Source organism: Bacillus sp. FSL M7-0558, assembly GCF_038003245.1.
GTDB classification, from domain to species: domain Bacteria; phylum Bacillota; class Bacilli; order Bacillales; family Bacillaceae; genus Bacillus; species Bacillus pumilus.
On the sequence record NZ_JBBOOU010000001.1, the window covers coordinates 2,724,095 to 2,741,970 of the forward strand.

General features: G+C 42.1%; 19 protein-coding genes and 1 riboswitch. Of the genes, 4 read left to right on the top strand and 15 right to left on the bottom strand.

The window, feature by feature from the left end:
* The 5 genes from MHB79_RS13725 to MHB79_RS13745 all read right to left on the bottom strand — a co-directional run bounded on the left by MHB79_RS13725 (window position 1) and on the right by MHB79_RS13745 (window position 2,868).
* Window positions 1–996 carry an ABC transporter permease subunit gene (locus MHB79_RS13725; RefSeq protein ID WP_335364906.1) on the bottom strand — a complete coding sequence of 332 codons (996 nt, stop codon included), beginning with the start codon at window positions 994–996 and terminating at the stop codon, window positions 1–3.
* Window positions 990–1,868, bottom strand: coding sequence for an ATP-binding cassette domain-containing protein (locus MHB79_RS13730; RefSeq protein WP_050943515.1), 879 nt, complete (start codon window positions 1,866–1,868; stop codon window positions 990–992). The genes MHB79_RS13725 and MHB79_RS13730 overlap by 7 nt, the downstream gene beginning before the upstream one ends.
* Window positions 1,861–2,253 (bottom strand): GntR family transcriptional regulator, encoded by a 393-nt coding sequence (locus tag MHB79_RS13735; protein WP_003217551.1) that lies wholly within the window; start codon window positions 2,251–2,253, stop codon window positions 1,861–1,863. The genes MHB79_RS13730 and MHB79_RS13735 overlap by 8 nt, the downstream gene beginning before the upstream one ends.
* A 17-nt stretch (window positions 2,254–2,270) precedes the next feature.
* A complete protein-coding gene (locus MHB79_RS13740) occupies window positions 2,271–2,450 on the bottom strand; it encodes a hypothetical protein (RefSeq protein WP_003217546.1) in 180 nt (59 codons plus the stop codon).
* 142 nt (window positions 2,451–2,592) lie between these two features.
* Window positions 2,593–2,868, bottom strand: a complete 276-nt coding sequence (locus MHB79_RS13745; RefSeq protein ID WP_003217632.1) for a YtzC family protein — start codon at window positions 2,866–2,868, stop codon at window positions 2,593–2,595.
* Window positions 2,869–3,020: 152 nt separating this feature from the next.
* Here MHB79_RS13745 and MHB79_RS13750 point away from each other — a divergent pair, with 152 nt between their 5' ends.
* Together MHB79_RS13750 and MHB79_RS13755 are read left to right on the top strand one after the other, a co-directional pair.
* Window positions 3,021–3,986: a TIGR01212 family radical SAM protein gene (locus tag MHB79_RS13750; protein WP_012010971.1), complete on the top strand. Its 966-nt coding sequence runs from the start codon at window positions 3,021–3,023 to the stop codon at window positions 3,984–3,986.
* A complete protein-coding gene (locus MHB79_RS13755) occupies window positions 3,983–4,564 on the top strand; it encodes a class I SAM-dependent methyltransferase (protein ID WP_310024090.1) in 582 nt (193 codons plus the stop codon). Before MHB79_RS13750 ends, MHB79_RS13755 begins: the two co-directional genes overlap by 4 nt.
* Window positions 4,565–4,579: 15 nt before the next feature.
* Here MHB79_RS13755 and MHB79_RS13760 read toward each other — a convergent pair whose 3' ends face one another.
* The gene (locus MHB79_RS13760) at window positions 4,580–5,659 is read right to left on the bottom strand and encodes a tetraprenyl-beta-curcumene synthase family protein (protein ID WP_003217575.1); all 1,080 of its coding nucleotides are present in this window, start codon (window positions 5,657–5,659) and stop codon (window positions 4,580–4,582) included.
* Window positions 5,660–5,689: 30 nt separating this feature from the next.
* Window positions 5,690–6,469, bottom strand: a complete 780-nt coding sequence (locus tag MHB79_RS13765) for an alpha/beta hydrolase (protein WP_003217757.1) — start codon at window positions 6,467–6,469, stop codon at window positions 5,690–5,692.
* A gap of 45 nt (window positions 6,470–6,514) precedes the next feature.
* Between MHB79_RS13765 and MHB79_RS13770 the strand changes: the two genes are divergently transcribed.
* Window positions 6,515–7,030 (top strand): gamma carbonic anhydrase, encoded by a 516-nt coding sequence (locus MHB79_RS13770; RefSeq protein WP_310024086.1) that lies wholly within the window; start codon window positions 6,515–6,517, stop codon window positions 7,028–7,030.
* A 143-nt stretch (window positions 7,031–7,173) separates the two neighbouring features.
* On the opposite strand, the gene asnB is transcribed toward MHB79_RS13770, so the two are convergent.
* Together asnB and metK are read right to left on the bottom strand one after the other, a co-directional pair.
* Window positions 7,174–9,072, bottom strand: coding sequence for an asparagine synthase (glutamine-hydrolyzing) (gene asnB, locus MHB79_RS13775; RefSeq protein ID WP_106028996.1), 1,899 nt, complete (start codon window positions 9,070–9,072; stop codon window positions 7,174–7,176).
* Between the two features lie 148 nt (window positions 9,073–9,220).
* A complete protein-coding gene (metK, locus tag MHB79_RS13780) occupies window positions 9,221–10,423 on the bottom strand; it encodes a methionine adenosyltransferase (RefSeq protein ID WP_050943510.1) in 1,203 nt (400 codons plus the stop codon).
* Window positions 10,424–10,618: 195 nt separating this feature from the next.
* A riboswitch (SAM riboswitch) is annotated at window positions 10,619–10,752 on the bottom strand.
* A gap of 227 nt (window positions 10,753–10,979) precedes the next feature.
* Here metK and pckA point away from each other — a divergent pair.
* Window positions 10,980–12,566: a phosphoenolpyruvate carboxykinase (ATP) gene (gene pckA, locus MHB79_RS13785; RefSeq protein WP_003217554.1), complete on the top strand. Its 1,587-nt coding sequence runs from the start codon at window positions 10,980–10,982 to the stop codon at window positions 12,564–12,566.
* A 45-nt stretch (window positions 12,567–12,611) separates the two neighbouring features.
* Here pckA and MHB79_RS13790 read toward each other — a convergent pair whose 3' ends face one another.
* The 6 genes from MHB79_RS13790 to MHB79_RS13815 are packed head-to-tail and all read right to left on the bottom strand — an operon-like array spanning window position 12,612 to window position 17,748.
* The gene (locus MHB79_RS13790) at window positions 12,612–12,854 is read right to left on the bottom strand and encodes a DUF2584 domain-containing protein (protein WP_003217584.1); all 243 of its coding nucleotides are present in this window, start codon (window positions 12,852–12,854) and stop codon (window positions 12,612–12,614) included.
* Window positions 12,855–12,893: 39 nt separating this feature from the next.
* Entirely contained in the window at window positions 12,894–13,688 is a 795-nt protein-coding gene (locus MHB79_RS13795; RefSeq protein ID WP_137055392.1) for an alpha/beta hydrolase family protein, read from the bottom strand.
* A gap of 26 nt (window positions 13,689–13,714) precedes the next feature.
* A complete protein-coding gene (locus tag MHB79_RS13800; RefSeq protein ID WP_340989992.1) occupies window positions 13,715–15,196 on the bottom strand; it encodes a phytoene desaturase family protein in 1,482 nt (493 codons plus the stop codon).
* Complete coding sequence (locus MHB79_RS13805; RefSeq protein WP_340989993.1) at window positions 15,193–16,320, bottom strand: glycosyltransferase; 1,128 nt, start codon at window positions 16,318–16,320, stop codon at window positions 15,193–15,195. The genes MHB79_RS13800 and MHB79_RS13805 overlap by 4 nt, the downstream gene beginning before the upstream one ends.
* Window positions 16,305–17,051 (bottom strand): lysophospholipid acyltransferase family protein, encoded by a 747-nt coding sequence (locus MHB79_RS13810; protein WP_106035200.1) that lies wholly within the window; start codon window positions 17,049–17,051, stop codon window positions 16,305–16,307. The genes MHB79_RS13805 and MHB79_RS13810 overlap by 16 nt, the downstream gene beginning before the upstream one ends.
* Complete coding sequence (locus tag MHB79_RS13815; RefSeq protein ID WP_340989994.1) at window positions 17,020–17,748, bottom strand: carotenoid biosynthesis protein; 729 nt, start codon at window positions 17,746–17,748, stop codon at window positions 17,020–17,022. The genes MHB79_RS13810 and MHB79_RS13815 overlap by 32 nt, the downstream gene beginning before the upstream one ends.
* Window positions 17,749–17,876 lie beyond the last annotated feature (128 nt).

The window sequence follows — 17,876 nt, forward strand, 5'->3', positions numbered from 1 at the left end:
TTATCTTTTTCGATATATTAAGAAATAACTTGTTAGTGCACCTACAACGCCGCCGATGATCATGCCCACAATATAACCCAATATGGAAGTGTCAGAAGAAAATCCAACCCATCCAAATCCTAGAACACCGAAGACAATGACCAAAATCTGAATCGGTCTATCCATTTTTGAGTAAAGGAAGAAACGGCCATTTCGTTCAATAGGATGCTTCATAAAGCTAAACAAACCAATAAGATAGAATACAATCATCATCACAATAGGTATGATGAATTCTTCACCAGTGAACCAAAGTGGATATTTATCTATATCTCGAAATTGAAAACGGTCTGTTATATAAGTAATTGGGGCGATAGGCATAATAAAGTAGTCATAACTGACATCGACCCAATGCCTATTCGTTCTTAAAATAAAATCCAAATGAAACATCGGAAGCCAAATTAATAAATATGGCAATATCGCTGTACTGAATGTAACAATGGCTTGACTAATTGCGCTTCCTGTTAACGCACCTGCTGCAAGACACAAACTATATATCATTAAGGTTGATACGAGTGCAATGAAGTAACCACTATTAAAGTCAAACGTCTCTTTTGGTTGAGTGCCTAATATGAGTAAGTAAGTGAAAGCATATGACAACACATGAACAAGCGTTATGATTCCGGCACCTAAGAAAAACTTTGTATGATAAATGGTACTTCTGCTAAACGGCAAGGATAAAGTAAAATCAATTTGTCCTTTATTTCTTTCATATCCCAGCTGGATAATCGCAAAAAGCAAGCCCATAAGCCATGAAAGGGCGATAAAAATATCAGAACTGAAATTATAATAAAAGTATTGATCTCCGATTGTACATGTGGGGTCGTTTACACAAGTTTGAAAGGACGAGTATCCCAGTAAAAAGGATAATGGCGTCGTAAAGACTGCAACCAGCATCACTAAAATAAATGTCAGCTCTGATTGCTTCCATTCCTTATATAATAATTGCCGCTTTACCATCTCCGTTTCCCTCCAAACTTTGCAATGAATACTTCTTCTAAATTCACAGGCAGTTCATGCCATACTTTTGGCTGCAGCGACTTCAAGTACTCTTTGGCCTCTACATCGGTTTTAAGAATAAGTGCTGTATAAAAAATGCCCGCTTGATCTAATATAGCAACGCCATTTTTTCGTATACTCAAGTTCATATCTTCTTCAAAAGCCATCTGGATTTTGACATAATCATTCTTTAATTCATCTAGATCCATGACACTTGTGAGTTGATTTCCTTCTAAAAACCCGATTCGGTTACACATACGCTCAATATCCTCTAATCGGTGCGATGTGATGAGAATCGACGTTTCACGTTCCGCTACCTCGTCGATCATGAGCTGAAGAACATCATTTCTTGTGACGGCATCAATACCATCTGTTGGTTCATCTAACAGAATCACGGCTGGCTTGATCGCAAAGCTTAAAATTAATGAGAGCTGTTTTTTTAACCCTGTCGATAGTTCACGATATTTCACTTTTTCCGGAATTTCATAGCGATTCACAAGCTCATTGGCATATGTCACGTCAAACTTCGGGTAAATATGCTTTAACAGCTGGACAAGCTGCCCGTAATTGTATCTGTCAAAGTAGGGATTGACGACTGGCATATACACAATATTTTGCTTTACTAACGGGTGGTCTTTCACAAGCACGTCTTTAAAATAAATCTCTCCTTCATCTGGAAGAAGAATTTGCTGAATCAAGCGGAGAAGTGTTGTTTTACCAGAGCCATTCCTGCCAAGCAAACCAAAGATCTCACCTTCGCCTATTTTGAAGGAAACGTTACTGAGTACTTCACGTCCATTTAATGTCTTCGATACATTTCTAACCTCAATCAACTTTATTTCCTCCCTCGAGACTTGAGCCAATCTCTTCTATCCATTCCTTCAGTTGTTGAATATCAATACCGGCATAATGAGCTTCTATAATGAGTTGTCTTAATTGCTCCTTCATCTCCAATACCTTCCCTTCATTCAGCTTTAACCGAGCCTCTTCTGTTACATACGTACCGCGCCCTCTTAGTGTTTCAATAATCCCTTCCCGCTCAAGCTCCTTATATGCTTTACTGACGGTGTTTGGATTGGCGATGATAATAGTGGCGAGCTCTCTGACAGAGGGCAGTTTGTCACCAGGTTTCATTACACCTTTTAGACATAAAATTTTGAGTTGCTCAATGATTTGTTCATATATTGGCGCAGCGCTTCGTGGATCTATTTGAATCATGATGGCTCCCTCTTTCCTCATTCATGCTTTTGCAGTCCTATTGCTTGTTCATGCCCTTGCATTAAAGGGATTGAATTAAGTATCAAATCTTTTTGAACTTCAAAACCAATGAAAACGAGAACGAAAAAAAATGTACATGCTAACACAACAGCCAGCACCATCCACTTCAAATTGATTGGTTTTTTTTCTTTTTTCATGGTTAAACACCTTTCTTCACTTTTTAAGTGTCTTTAGTGTATTAGTTGATGTAGTACACTTAATACAATATAGACACTTAAATAAAAAGTCAATAGCCTTTCAAAAAATAAAAAACAGACCCTTTAAAAAAGGATCTGTTCATCATTCGTTGTCGTAAGAAATGCCTAAAATCATTTGATTTTGCAAGCTTTGCATTTGAACACGTGCCCTGTCTAACCGCTCTCTTTGCTGGTCATTGGCGACATCTTTTAATTTTTCTAATTCGTTCACCGCATCTTCAAGCATAAGCTGTGCCTTAGAAAATTCGTCCTCATTATAATGCTCTTGGCGTAAGTTCAAATCAAATTGCTCATTTGCAAACTCAAGGGTTTCAGTACTTTTTTGGATAAATTCATCGATTGACTGCCTTGTTGCCATCTTGCATTCCCTCCATTTCATCATTGCTCCCGCCTATTTTGCCCACGTAAAGCTTTTTCACTAAAGAAAATGTTGGACAGATTCAATTGTCCTCCTTCATGATTTTTGTTAAACTTTAAGGATGCCTATTATTACGCAAGGAGGTTACTGACTTGGATCAGCATAACCCTTTTTTATATTCAAACAGCGAAAAACGCTATCACACATGGAACTATCATTTGCGAGAGCACTTTGGTCATAAAGTTTTTAAAGTGGCCTTAGACGGTGGCTTTGACTGCCCAAACCGTGATGGTACTGTAGCCCATGGAGGCTGTACATTTTGCAGTGCCGCAGGATCTGGTGACTTTGCAGGAAACCGGGCGGATGATCTCGTCACTCAATTTAACGAAATCAAAGACCGGATGCATACAAAATGGAAAGACGGAAAATATATGGCGTATTTTCAGGCGTATACAAACACACACGCCCCGCTTCCTGTTTTAAAGGAAAAATTTGAAACCGTGATGAATTTGGATGGTGTAGTTGGTTTATCTATTGCGACAAGACCTGACTGCCTGCCAGATGACGTGGTGGAGTATTTAGCTGAATTAAATGAGCGCACTTATCTCTGGGTAGAGCTTGGTCTTCAAACGGTTCATGAACGGACAGCGATGCTCATTAACCGTGCCCATGATTATGAATGCTACGTAGAAGGTGTAGAAAAACTGCGAAAACACGGCATTCGTGTCTGCTCGCATATCATCAACGGCTTGCCTCTTGAAAACCGGGACATGATGATGGAGACAGCAAAAGCTGTTGCTGATTTAGATGTGCAAGGAATTAAAATTCATTTGCTTCACCTTTTAAAAGGAACCCCAATGGTCAAGCAATATGAAAAAGGCAAATTGGAGTTTCTAAGCCAGGAAGAATATGTCCAGCTTGTTTGTGATCAGCTGGAGATCCTGCCGCCAGAAATGATTATTCATCGTATTACAGGCGATGGCCCGATTGAATTAATGGTTGGTCCAATGTGGAGTGTAAACAAATGGGAAGTATTAAATGCCATTAATGCTGAGCTTGAAAGACGTAACAGCTACCAAGGCAAACGTTTCGTCAGATTGGAAGAAGCAGCAAAATGATCTTGAAACGCATGCTCCCTTTTAGTAAAGAGCTGTTAGAACGGGCTTGTCAAAAAGGCGACATCGTCATTGATGCAACGATGGGAAATGGCCACGATACACTCTATTTAGCTGATCTTGTTGGTCATGATGGACAAGTTTTCGCATTCGACGTACAAGAAGAAGCCATACAGCAGACGCGTAAAAGACTTGGTGAGGGATATCCATATGTTCATCTCATTCACGATGGTCATGAAAAACTGGCTCAACACCTGCCAAGGGATGTTTATGGACATATCTCTGGCGCGGTGTTTAACCTTGGGTACTTGCCCGGAGGCGATAAAGCCGTCACTACTCAGGCCGATACAACCATTGAAGCCATTGAGCAGCTCCTCGACTGGCTTAAACCCGGAGGTCTGATCGTCCTTGTGATTTATCATGGACACCCCGAAGGGAAAAAAGAAAAAGAAGTGCTTCTCGACTATTGCAGATCACTTCCTCATGAAGAGGTACAAGTTTTATCATATCAATACATGAATATTCAAAACGACCCGCCTTTTGTGGTCGCCATTGAAAAAAAGCTAAAGCTCAAATCCTAATGGATTTGAGCTTTTTTATGAGGATTTCATCCAAGGCATTTTCTGATAGGTCCGGTAAGCTCTTCCGTTGATATAGAAAAAGAACGATGTTTTCCCGCTTGATTTGATCAGCCGTTTTGCCAGCTTATTCATCTCTTTTTGGGCTGTCACTTTTTCATCGGACAAATAGACTGCCAATAATCCTCTGTTAATTAATTTGTGAAAGTTTTCGTGCGGAATGCCTTTCAGCTGCTCATCCGCTTTTTCAATAAAATGCTGAAGTCTATCCATCATCTCATGATGAGAGGCATAGTAGGAGCAAAAGTTCAGATCTCCCCCAAGCCGGTCTTCTTCTTGGTCAATTAAATAATCAAGTAAAATGTGCAGACCTTGAATATAAGGGAAATAGCTTTCGTATATTTGCTTCGCCTGCTTTTCTGTAAAGTCCGGCTGCAACGCATACGCCACAAGACAGAAAATTCCTAACGTTGATCCTGCACAAGCTGAAAATTCATACCATTCCATCTTAGGCAAATCCTTTTCATATTGGCGGAACCACGATTCTAGCCGCGGAACCCGCTCATGAGGAACGACGTGTTTATGTACTTGCAAATCACTGTAGTAATCGCACAGCGTGTGTAAATATGGCTGAATGATCGGATAATGCTTAAGACGCGACAGCACGTCTTGGCATGTGCGGACAAGCGAGTGTAAATACCCATGATCCTCTTGATCATCACGGAATTGGTAGTAAGGCTTGAGCTCAGCATGAATATCAAGCGCATCTCTCATCGCTTGATGCAACATATGAAAATCTTTTGGATCAAGCGACGTACTGCGGTCACACAGGTTATCTAAGTAATCACTGATGGTTTGATACGCCACAATGAATTCAATACACGTTTCTTTCGCCTCACCTGCTAGAAGAGATAAGATACCTCCACCTTCGCAGTGGAAGGTTTTACTCGATATGCTCGCTAACGCCTGCGTACGCAGTTCTTCATTTTCAATCATTTCTGCATGAGCCCGCCACTTTTTTAGCTCCTGATGAACAAGCGGAAAAATATCTTTATACACCTTTGTCATCAGTGCAAAAGGACGCTCTGGTACTGACAAATCAATCCACCCCTAACTTAAAGCTCACCATCAAATATATTGATCTGTAAAGGCTCTTGCTGCCTTAAACACATCTTCTCTTTCCGGTTCATTAAAAATTTCGTGATACAGCTCTTCCCATTCACGATATGATTTATTGGTTGATTCAATGCCATTGAACCATTTGATCACCCTCGTTTTATCGACGATCTTATCATCGCCCGCCTGCATTAAAAGGAGCGGAATCGATTTAAAGACATTCGTAGGCTGCATGGCCGCATCAATATTTTTGATCAGCTCTCGGTACCAGCGAACCGACACTTTTGTTACGTAAAGGGAATCATTTGAGTCTGCCTCAATCACAGCCTGATTTCGTGTGGCTAGTTCAATCGACAGCCCTGACTCGACTTTAAAGGACGGTGCCAGCACATTTAGACCTTTTGATGCAAAATCCATTAGCTTCTTCGGTTTAAATTGCAGACCTAAACAAGGTGATGATAAAATAAGGCCATCAATCTTCGTATGGGTATACTGCTTGACCCACTCAATTGAAATGAGTCCGCCCATACTGTGTCCAAGTAAAAAAGTAGGAAGCCTGAATGATTTCGCATGTTCGATCCATTCATCTACTGTATCAATGTATTCTTGAAACGAACGAATGTGGCCGCGCGCACGTGTCGACGTCCCTTGCCCAGGCAGGTCACCCATGACGACGTGATAGCCGGCATTTCGCCACATTTCGATCAGCCATTTATATCGGCCGTGATATTCACTCGCACCATGTACTATCACAATTGTACCAACTGGTCTTTCAGCATGCCAAGTCCACAAAGTAAACACCTCACAAATGTTGTATTAAGAAAGGAAGTCGAAAAAGTGATTTATCCATATCATCAGTTTACACCTGAGATTCATGAATCGGTCTTTGTCGCAGATAACGCCACCATTACAGGAGATGTCACGATTGGAGAATATTCGAGCGTGTGGTTCCAAACCGTCATAAGAGGCGATGTCGCTCCTGTGAGAATTGGAAAAAACGTCAATATTCAAGATTTATCCTGTCTGCATCAAAGTCCTGGAAAAACACTTCTAATAGAAGATGGTGCTACCATTGGACACCAAGTCACATTACATAGCTCAATCATTCGAAAAAATGCCCTCATTGGTATGGGGTCTATCATTCTCGATGGTGCAGAAATTGGCGAAGGTGCCTTTATCGGTGCAGGTAGTCTTGTCCCTCAAGGAAAGATCATTCCAAAAGGATCACTCGCTTACGGCCGTCCAGCCAAGGTCGTCCGGCAGTTAACAGATGAAGATATCCAAGACATGGACAGAATCCGTAGAGAATATGTAGAAAAAGGACAATACTATCGTTCCCTTATACCCCGTTAACATCATACGCGTTATCTTCACTTTATCATGTTTTTTTCAGGATATTAAGCAATAACTATGAACCGCTTGTTATTTTACCCTTTTCCGCCACTTTCTATCATAACAAAAAAGGTTTTCAGCTTTGTGCTGAAAACCTTTTTTCATTAACTAAAGATAACTTCTTTCGGTTGATGATTCAACTGCTCTGGATCAATGCTGCGCTCCACATAAATGCTGTGCCAAATCATAAAGATAAGGACGGTCCAAATCTTACGGCTATGATCTGCTTTACCAGCACAATGCTCATTTAATAAATCAAGCACATACTCTTTGTTAATGTATTCATCTGTTTGACTGTTTTTGATGATGTCTTTTGCCCAAGCATTCATCTCATTTTTCAACCAATGACGAATTGGCACAGGGAAACCAAGCTTTTTACGGTTTAACACATGGTCAGGCACAATGCCTTCTGCTGCTTTACGCAATAAATATTTCGTTGTGCCATCTTTTGTTTTCAGCTCTTCTGGAATTTTAGAAGCCGCTTCAAAAACGACCTTATCAAGGAATGGAACACGAAGCTCAAGAGAATTCGCCATCGTCATCTTGTCTGCTTTCAATAAGATGTCTCCGCGCATCCACGTATGGATATCAACATATTGCATTTTGTTAATATCACTGTAGCCTGCGCTTTCCTCGAAGTATGTCTTCGTTATGTCACGATATGTGATGCTTGGATCATAATGTTTGAGGAGATTTTTCTTCACTGGCTCTTCAAAGATTTTCGCATTACCGATATAACGTTCCTCTAATGGCGTACAGCCGCGAACGATAAAGCTCTTCCCTTTCATTCCTTCTGGCATTAAACGAGCCAGACGAAGAAGAAGCTTTTTCAGCATAGATGGTACAGATTCAAATGGTTTAAGAGAAAGAGGCTCACGGTAAATATTATATCCACCGAACAGCTCGTCCGCTCCTTCACCTGAAAGAACAACCGTCACTTGTTTCTTCGCTTCTTTTGCCACGAAATACAATGGAATTGCTGCCGGATCAGCTAAAGGATCGTCTAAATGCCAGACAATCTTCGGAAGCTCGTTCATATATTCCTCTGGAGAAATGACGGCGCTGAAGTTTTGTAAGCCTAGCTTGTCAGCTGTTTCCTTCGCGACATCGACTTCACTAAAGCCATCCTGCTGGAAGCCAACAGAGAATGTCTTTAGCTCAGGGTGTAATTCCTTTGCGACAGACACGATGAAGGAAGAATCAATACCACCTGATAGGAATGAACCAACAGGTACATCACTTCTCATGTGAACTTTCACAGAATCATAGATTGCATCGCGTACTTCTTCAATCAGCTTCTGTTCTTGTGTTTGCTCAGGCTTAAATTGAACTTTCCAGTATGTCTTAAATTCGATCTCCTGTCCTGGGCGTAAAATAAACTGATGACCAGGCTCAACTTTATGCACCTTTTGATCAAGCGTATTTGGCTCAGGAACGAATTGGAACGACATGTACTGCTGCAATGAAGTCTCATCAAATAAAATGTTCTCGTTCACAGCCATCAAGCTTTTGCGCTCAGACGCAAAGTACACTTGCTCATCCATTTGTGTGAAATAAAGCGGTTTGATGCCAAAAGGATCTCTTGCGCCATATAATTGCTGCGCTTCTTTATCCCAAATTAAAAATGCAAACATGCCGCGAAGCTTAGAAGCCGCTTCTTCTTTATAATGACGGTATGTGGCAAGCAGTACTTCCGTATCAGAATCTGTGCTGAACGTATAGCCCTTTTTCACAAGCTCTTCCTTCAGCTCCACATAGTTATAAATTTCCCCGTTAAAAATAATCCAGTACTTTTCATCTTCATAAGAAAGCGGCTGCTTTCCGTGTTCAACATCTATAATACTTAAACGTCTAAATCCAAATCCTACATGCTCATCATGAAAGTACCCCTCATCATCCGGACCACGGTGAACGATGAGACGATTCATTTGTTTAATTAACTCTTCCTGCTCAGTAGTTTCGGACAATGGACGGTGATTAAACACACCAACAAACCCACACATATTATTGCCTCCACGTTATGTTATTTCTTAAAAGTAGACCTATAATTAGACAGTTATTTGTCCGATTTTGTTTCACATTTTTTCGCTTTTTGTAGAATTTTTTTTAATCAAAAGGAAAACCGCTTAAAATAAGCGGTTTTATATGTTGTTATTGTCCTAATGCTTCCTTGCGAAGCGTATCGGCTTTATCCGTTTTTTCCCACGGAAGATCTAAATCATGACGGCCGAAATGTCCGTATGCAGCTGTTTGTTTGTAGATCGGACGACGCAGGTCAAGCATTTTAATAATGCCAGCTGGACGAAGATCGAAGTTCGCACGAACCACTTCAATTAATTTTTCTTCAGAAGCTTTTCCTGTTCCGAAAGTATCAATTGAAATCGATACAGGCTGTGCAACACCAATTGCATAAGCAAGCTGTACTTCACAAGAATCTGCAAGGCCAGCAGCTACGATGTTTTTCGCTACGTAACGAGCAGCGTATGCCGCAGAACGGTCAACCTTTGTTGCGTCCTTCCCAGAGAAAGCACCGCCGCCATGACGAGCGTATCCGCCATACGTATCAACGATGATTTTACGTCCAGTTAAACCAGCATCCCCTTGAGGTCCACCGATCACGAAACGGCCAGTTGGGTTAATAAAGTATTTTGTCTGTTCATCAATTAGTTCACTTGGAACGACAGGGCGGATGACATGCTCTTTTAAGTCGCTTTGAATTTGTTCAAGCGTTACTTCTGGTGCATGCTGCGTTGAAATAACCACTGTATCAATACGAACAGGTTTATTTTGGTCATCATATTCTACTGTTACTTGTGTTTTTCCATCTGGACGTAGATAAGCAAGTGTTTGATCCTTGCGTACTTCAGTTAAACGGAGAGATAATTTATGCGCTAGTGAAATCGGCAGCGGCATAAGTTCTTCGGTTTCGTTGTTGGCAAAACCAAACATCAATCCTTGGTCACCTGCACCAATCGCATCAAGTTCTTCTTCAGTCATTGTGCCTTCACGTGCTTCAAGCGCTTTGTCTACACCTTGCGCAATATCAGCAGACTGTTCATCAATAGATGTGAGCACTGCACATGTTTCCGCATCAAAACCATATTTCGCACGCGTGTAGCCAATTTCCTTAATCGTGTCACGCACCGTCTTTGGAATATCGACATAAGTAGACGTTGTAATTTCTCCGCTTACTAATACGAGACCCGTTGTAACAGAAGTTTCACAGGCAACACGTGCATTTGGATCTTTCTTTAAAATTTCATCCAAAATGCTGTCTGAAATTTGATCACAGATTTTATCCGGATGTCCTTCCGTCACTGATTCTGAAGTAAATAAACGACGATTTTGACTCATAATGGCTATTTCCTCCTGTACAAGACCACATCATCCCAAGATGAGGTCTCCAATATGATACGGAACTCGTTCCCTCTTATATTTGAAAACGTTTCTATTAGAGATGTTATTGGCAATTTGTTCATATGATATCCCAAAAATAAAAAAACCATTTCCTTCATTGCGAGGAAAGGGTCTGAGATCGCATGCCTTTCACTCTTATCGCTCAAGGTGTTCTTGTACCTTGCATCAGGTTAGCACCTTGGTTTCTCAGCATATTCATGCCTTTTCATAAGAAACCGGTTGCTGGGCTTCATCGGGCCTGTCCCTCCACCAACTCGGGATAAGAGTATCCGTTCAATAAGATATCTTATCTTAAATACTTGCATCATGTCAATGCTTCATCAGAATTATCTTCCCTTTTTTTCACCACGTTATTAGCATCACCAAAAAGCATATTTTCATAGCAGAAATGAAAAAACACACACAAAAATATTTAAATAGTATAGACTATTATTACGAATGTGTTATACTAATCGAAACAAAACAAATTCAACGGTAAAGGAAGGGTTTTTTTATGAACTCAGTGGATTTAAAAGAAGATTTGCAGTCATTGCTCTCATTAGAAAATACGCACCAAAATTTATCTGTTCCGAAACTTGTTGAAAAGATTTTGGCACGTGATGAAGGCGTTTTAACATCAACAGGAGCTGTCCGTGCTACAACGGGTGCCTACACAGGACGTTCGCCTAAAGATAAATTTATCGTGAAAGAAGAAAGCTCTGAACATAAAATTGATTGGGGTCAAGTCAACCAGCCGATTTCTAAAGAAGCATTTGACCGTTTATATACAAAGGTTGTGTCATACTTAAAAGAACGTGATGAACTATTCGTCTTTGAAGGATTTGCCGGTGCAGATGAAAGATACCGTATGCCAATTACAGTGGTAAACGAATTTGCATGGCACAATCTCTTTGCAAAGCAGCTATTCATCAGACCTGACGGATCAACACCTTCTTCAAACGAAAAACCGTTTACCATCTTATCTGCACCGCATTTTAAAGCAGATCCTGAAACAGATGGCACAAACTCTGAAACGTTTATTATCGTTTCTTTTGAAAAACGTACCATTCTGATCGGTGGAACAGAGTATGCAGGAGAGATGAAAAAGTCCATCTTCTCTGTCATGAACTACCTGCTTCCTGAGCAAGATATTTTATCCATGCACTGCTCAGCAAACGTCGGTCAAGAAGGCGATGTCGCACTATTCTTCGGCCTTTCAGGTACAGGGAAAACTACGCTTTCTGCAAGCGCAAGCCGCAAGCTGATCGGTGACGATGAACACGGCTGGTCTGGCTCAGGAGTCTTCAATATTGAGGGCGGATGCTATGCGAAATGTGTGAACTTAAGCGAAGAAAAAGAACCGCAAATCTACAAAGCCATCAGCTTCGGATCAGTTCTTGAAAATGTTGTGCTTGATGAAGAAACACGTGAAGCGGATTATGATGACACGTTCTTTACTGAAAACACACGCGCTGCTTACCCAATCGAAATGATTGATAACATCGTGACGCCAAGTATCGCAGGACACCCATCTGCCATTGTCTTCTTAACAGCTGATGCATTTGGCGTTTTACCTCCAATCAGCCGTTTAACAAAAGAACAGGCGATGTACCATTTCTTGAGCGGTTACACAAGTAAATTAGCAGGAACTGAGCGCGGTGTCACATCACCAGAAACGACATTCTCTACTTGCTTCGGTTCACCATTCTTGCCGCTTCCAGCTCACGTCTATGCTGAAATGCTTGGCAAGAAAATTGATGAGCACGGCGCAAAAGTATTCCTTGTGAATACAGGTTGGACTGGCGGAGGCTATGGTACAGGCAAACGTATGAACCTAGCGCATACAAGAGCAATGGTGCAAGCAGCGATCGAAGGCGACCTCGACAACGCCGAAATGATCACTGATGACATCTTTGGATTACACATCCCGCTTCATATTCCTGGCGTTCCAGATGAAGTGCTTCAACCTTCTAAAACATGGGATGACCAAGAGGCTTATCAAGAAAAAGCACACTTCCTTGCCAATGAATTTAAAAAGAACTTCCAAAAATTCAGCCACGCAGCAAGTGACATTGAAGCCAAAGGCGGACCACTCGTATAATCAAATGACAAAAGCTGAGGGGAATCATTCCCTCAGCTTTTTTTGTTAGTTCGTTGAATGTAATGAGACGAGACGGTAAGTGACCTTTGTCACATTGTCTGTAAGCTCTAGCTTTTCAACGTGTGCTGTCCCTGTTTTTTCTCCGTCTTTCGTTTTACGCACCTCAAGCGGAATATTTAATGGATAAATGCGGTACCCTTCCTTCATGAGTTCAAATACATTCTCTTCAATTCTTGTCTCTTTTCCCTTCGTGACAATCATTGTATTAAATTCAACAGGCATTCCCATATTGAAAATCCCCCTACTTTCTAAAATTCGTTATACTGCTTATTTTACCACATTTCCGCTTTTCCGGCTGTGCATCCACGTCGTCAGCCTTCTGACAATTTCCCGATTATGCTGCGGCGGAAAATAATGGTTGTATCCATGGAAATACCAAGTCTCCACTGACTTTCCGTGCTGGCGCAGCGCATCTTCTAATAAATACGCATGCTCAATGGATACATTCTGATCCTCTTCTCCGTGGATGATGAGAACAGGCGCTTCAATTTTGTCTACATCATTTAAAGGCGTTCTATCCTCATAGGCCTCTGGCACTTTGTGCGGGGGACCGCCAATCACACGTTTCATCATCCTTCTCATATCCACACGCTCTTCATAGGTGAGCTTCATATCACTGACGCCTCCCCATGTCACAAAGGAAGCGGCCTCCTGTTTCATTTCAACAGCGGTCCAAATGCCCATAATACCTCCGCGCGAAAAACCAAAGATATGAATACGCTCCTGCTTCACCTTTTTATGATGCTTTAACAATTGAAAGGCAGCAAAAGCATCTTTCCGGTCCTCTCCGGCAAAGTCTTCGTTCCCTTCGCCTCCCTGATTTCCTCGGTAAAAGGGCGCAAATACAACAAATCCCTGCGCGGCAAATTGCACAATCCGGCCTGGTCTGACCATTCCCACATTTTTTATGCCGCCTCTTAAATACAAAAAGCCGTCATAGAAACCTTCTCCGGCCGGTTCTGCGAGCAGCCCTTTGATCCGAAGTCCATCTGCCTCATAGGTCACTGTAAATAAGTGAATATGCGGATGGGGGGACGGAAACCTTCTTTTTTCCACAATCACTTGATTTCTCTCCTTTTCATCTGTTCTTACGTCAAATGCTTGATGATCGCTTCTGCAACGAGCTGGCCTGATTTAGTCACCATCGGCGTGCCGCCGCCTGGATGACTCGTTCCTCCAACAAACCATAGCCCTTCAATGTCCTTTGACTGATTATTGATGCGGAAGAACGCCTGCTTGAACGAGTTGGAAGACATACCATAAATGGCTCCATGATATGCGCCCGTTTTCTGCTGCAGATCAAGCGGAGTTTGAACCGCTTCATATTCGGCCACCTTATCCAGATCAAAGAGACCCTTTTTCTTTAATTTTGTTTTCATATGCTGCGGGTATGTCTCCTTTAGCATGTCCCAATCGTGCTCATTTGTCACATAAGGCGCATTCGCCAGTACAAACAAGTTGCTTCTTCCCGGTCCTCCGCTTAAAGCTGGTTCTGAATGACCTGAATAACAGATGTAAAGCGTTGGATCCTGAGGCAGTTGTTTTTTCTGAAAAATATCCTTGAATTCTTGCTCATAATTCTCTGGGAAAAACACATTGTGATGGGACAGCTGTTCATAGACTTTAGGTACACCTAATAAGAGAACAAAGCCAGATAGTGACGGTTCAATGGCAGTAAGCTTTTGATTTAAAAAGCTTGGGCGGTCTTTTTCATCAATCAGATGGCGGTAGACAGTCAGCGCGTCCGCTCCGGCAATGACTTGATCTGCTTCATACATCTGGTGAGCCGTTTCTACTCCTTTGATTCGCCGGTCCTTCACATGAATCTTGTTGACTTGTTCATTCAGGTGAATCTGTACGCCTAATTCCTTTGCCAAAGTCTCAAATGCTTCAACTAAACGATATGTACCGCCCTTTATGCCATATATCCCTTTCTCCCCTTCTAAATACGCCATCATATTAAAAATAGCCGGAGCCTCATAGGGAGAAGAGCCGATGTATGTAGCATACCGTCCAAACATCGCCAATGTATGCGGATGACGGAAATATTGACGCAGCAAGCGTTGAACGGTTGTAAACGGTTTGACAGAGAGAAGGGCTTTCACGAGCTTTACATCCGCCTTATCCTTCCACGTCAATAACAAACGATTTAAAAACTGATCCTCAGCCTTTTGAAAAAGCATCTTTGATTCCTGTAAAAATGCACGGTATTGCTTCGCATCTTCAGGACTGAATGCTGCAATTTGTGATTCCATCTGCTCAATATTCGGCGTAAATTCGACCGTATGTCCATCTGAAAAAACATTTTTGGTCAGAGGAGAAATCGGATAAAATGTGACGTAATCCTCCATCCGTCTATGACAGGAAGCAAATACTTCCTCAAAGTATGACTTCATTGTAATGGTACTCGGTCCTAGATCAAAAGAGTAGCCAGCCCCCTGATGACGCTGCAATTTCCCGCCTAAAGCCGCTTCTTTTTCTAATATGGTGACCTGAACTCCGCGTGACTGTAAGCGGATCGCTGCTGATAATCCGCCAAGACCGCCGCCGATGATGATCACTTTTTTCATTCGTACCTTCTCCCTTTCCATTCATACCCTTCTTTTTTCAGCCCGATTTTCATAGAAGCAAGGCCAATGGCGATCAGACTTAAAATGCTGATCGGTAATAAAAAGGCCATTGCAGATGTTCTTCCGTTCTCAATATCAATTGCCGCTTTGATCGACACACCCAGTCCGTAGCAAAGAATGGCTAAGCATATACTGAGCACATTCAGCTGCAGCAAAGCCATCATCAAGCAAATGACAGGAGCCAAATAAAGCAGGGTGTATAAACAAAAGACACTGCTTAACAAAGCAATGCTTCGATTCACACCTGGAAACAAATTTTTCCGGTAGCCTTTCCAAACCTCTTGTCCACTCTCATACATTCTCATATACACAAATGAATGAATGCTTGCTAGTGTGAACGGTAAGCCTTGTTCCTTCACCCGTCTAGCCAATGCCATATCATCCACTAGCGAATCCTTAATCGCTTCATGCCCGCCGATATTGTGATAGCAACTCTTTTCAATGGCAATAAAGCCTCCATGCGCGGCGGCAAAAGCCGGATTCTTTGATTTTCTAACCCACTTCACAGGCAGATGACAGCCAATCGTAAACATCATCATGGGAACGACAAGATGCTCAAAGAATGTACCTGTTTTTTGTTCGGGGAAGCCTGACAGCATGCCCGTTTTTTGCGCGCATAACTGCTCGTACACAGCTTCAATTGCTCCCCGTTTCAACCGGACATCCGCATCTAAAAAAAGCAGCCAATCAGAAGCCGCCACCTCAGCGAGCTGAGAACAGGCGTATGATTTTCCTAGCCATCCTGGCTTTAATACCTGACCTGACTGCACACGAATCCATGGATATGTTTGTGAGAAGCGCTCCACAATCGCTCTTGTCTGATCGGTCGAATGATCATCAAGTACAATCACCTCTTTCGGATAAAGACGCTGATTAACGATCGACTGAAGACAGGCTTCTATCCGTTTCTCCTCATTTCTAGCCGGAATCAGTATCGATAACGAAATGGGTTCATCTGATGAAAAGGAAGCGGGCTTTAACACGGGAAACTGCTTCATATTCCATATGGTGAATAGAAACTGGCAAAGCAGCAGCACACTGATTACGGTTAAGAAGAGCGCCATGTTCTCACCCACTTTTTAAAAGAATCAAACGCATCACTTGTTGACTGACTTGTCCTTGTGATCTGTTTAAATTCTTCGTTTATTGAAAAATCAGGATCCGCAATGACCTGTGCTTGATGCCTGTTTAACTGCGTTTCAAGCAGATCGCCAAGCATACGCGTCATATCCTTGCTTCGCAGGGAGCTTCCAGATACGATGGCATCATCACCGAACACAACAGAAACTATCGGCTTTTGATATTGATTAAATGTATACTGCAAGGTTACAGGCTTCACCACGACTTGCTCAAATTGCCTCACTAAAAAAGAAGCCCCGCCTTCCAGTTCAAGCGGCCGCACATCCTGATGCATAATTTTCCCCTGTGGAAAAAGCCATACCGCTCCGCCGTCCTGCATGTTCTCTTTTGCTGTCATTAAAGCTTGTTTCACGCTTCTCAGGTTCTCTTTATGAACCGGAAACGCCCCAAGCTTACGGAAAAAAGCATATTGCTTCAGCTGCTTCTCTTCCATCATCATGTAGTGATCAAGTTCAGACGCTTTTTCTGTTAAAAGAAAAATGATCAGTCCATCCCACCATGAGCTATGATTGGCGAGATAAAGAACAGGCAGGTTTTCCTTCGGGTCCACCGAGCCTTTCATCATCACACAGCGGAAATGCTTATGGAGCAAATATCGCTCTAGATAAAGTGAAAATAGACGTCTAAACGATCGGCTTTTGTCGCTTTCTTTCAAATCGAACCCTTCCTTCACACAAAATGACAATGATCAGTGCTAAATAAAAAATGACATCGAGTCCACCCTTTAATGCCAAAAGACCAAAAAAGAACACCATCGCCTGATAAATACGACTCGTCCAGCTGAGTGCCTTTTGATCAATTGAGACAAGCGGGAAAAGAAATGAAAGTCCTGCTCCAATCATACCCCAGCTCACAAAATTCTCAAAAGGAATACCATAAAACCCACCGCCGTCATACCACACCCAAAACTTCCGCTCAGCTGCTACTGGATCTAATATGAGGTCAAGCAACACAATCCATATCCCCGTTTCGACGGCTCGTCTCCACTTTGACTGCTGATTGGATAAAAAAAGGCTGTTTAAAAACACGCCAACCCAAGCAAATGCAATGGTTAACGGCACCCCCGCCACTAGAAAACCTAGCGTCGGATAATAGTCATAGGCCCCAAATGGGAACCCCGTTGTGATCCCTACCCACTCCACCGTAAATGTAAGCACCCCGACAATGACTGCCCTTTTGATGACAAATCCCCATGAGCCATAAATCTGTCGCCCAATCTCTATGACGCAGCAAGCATACAGCACAAGAAAGATTCCGTTTGCAAACTGAAGCCATGCTGGCACTTCAAAAAAGACCATTAAGATCAGACCTACTAAATACCATCCAATAAATACCAAACTCAATCTATACACGAAACCGCTCCTTTATTTCTGCCAAATTCAAGAAAGCCTTCATGCCTCTAGTATAGAAAAAAAGACGCGTTCTATAAATAAACAATGCGCTTCTTATTTTCATCTAGGCACTCACCAAAAATCCCTTT

What these genes read in the sequence shown, in the direction of transcription:
- pckA (WP_003217554.1), top strand. Translation starts at nt 10,980, where the DNA reads ATGAACTCAGTGGATTTAAAAGAAGATTTGCAGTCATTGCTCTCATTA.
- MHB79_RS13735 (WP_003217551.1), bottom strand. Translation starts at nt 2,253, where the DNA reads ATGATTCAAATAGATCCACGAAGCGCTGCGCCAATATATGAACAAATC.
- MHB79_RS13805 (WP_340989993.1), bottom strand. Translation starts at nt 16,320, where the DNA reads ATGGCGCTCTTCTTAACCGTAATCAGTGTGCTGCTGCTTTGCCAGTTT.
- metK (WP_050943510.1), bottom strand. Translation starts at nt 10,423, where the DNA reads ATGAGTCAAAATCGTCGTTTATTTACTTCAGAATCAGTGACGGAAGGA.
- MHB79_RS13800 (WP_340989992.1), bottom strand. Translation starts at nt 15,196, where the DNA reads ATGAAAAAAGTGATCATCATCGGCGGCGGTCTTGGCGGATTATCAGCA.
- MHB79_RS13725 (WP_335364906.1), bottom strand. Translation starts at nt 996, where the DNA reads ATGGTAAAGCGGCAATTATTATATAAGGAATGGAAGCAATCAGAGCTG.
- MHB79_RS13755 (WP_310024090.1), top strand. Translation starts at nt 3,983, where the DNA reads ATGATCTTGAAACGCATGCTCCCTTTTAGTAAAGAGCTGTTAGAACGG.
- MHB79_RS13740 (WP_003217546.1), bottom strand. Translation starts at nt 2,450, where the DNA reads ATGAAAAAAGAAAAAAAACCAATCAATTTGAAGTGGATGGTGCTGGCT.
- asnB (WP_106028996.1), bottom strand. Translation starts at nt 9,072, where the DNA reads ATGTGTGGGTTTGTTGGTGTGTTTAATCACCGTCCATTGTCCGAAACT.
- MHB79_RS13790 (WP_003217584.1), bottom strand. Translation starts at nt 12,854, where the DNA reads ATGGGAATGCCTGTTGAATTTAATACAATGATTGTCACGAAGGGAAAA.
- MHB79_RS13745 (WP_003217632.1), bottom strand. Translation starts at nt 2,868, where the DNA reads ATGGCAACAAGGCAGTCAATCGATGAATTTATCCAAAAAAGTACTGAA.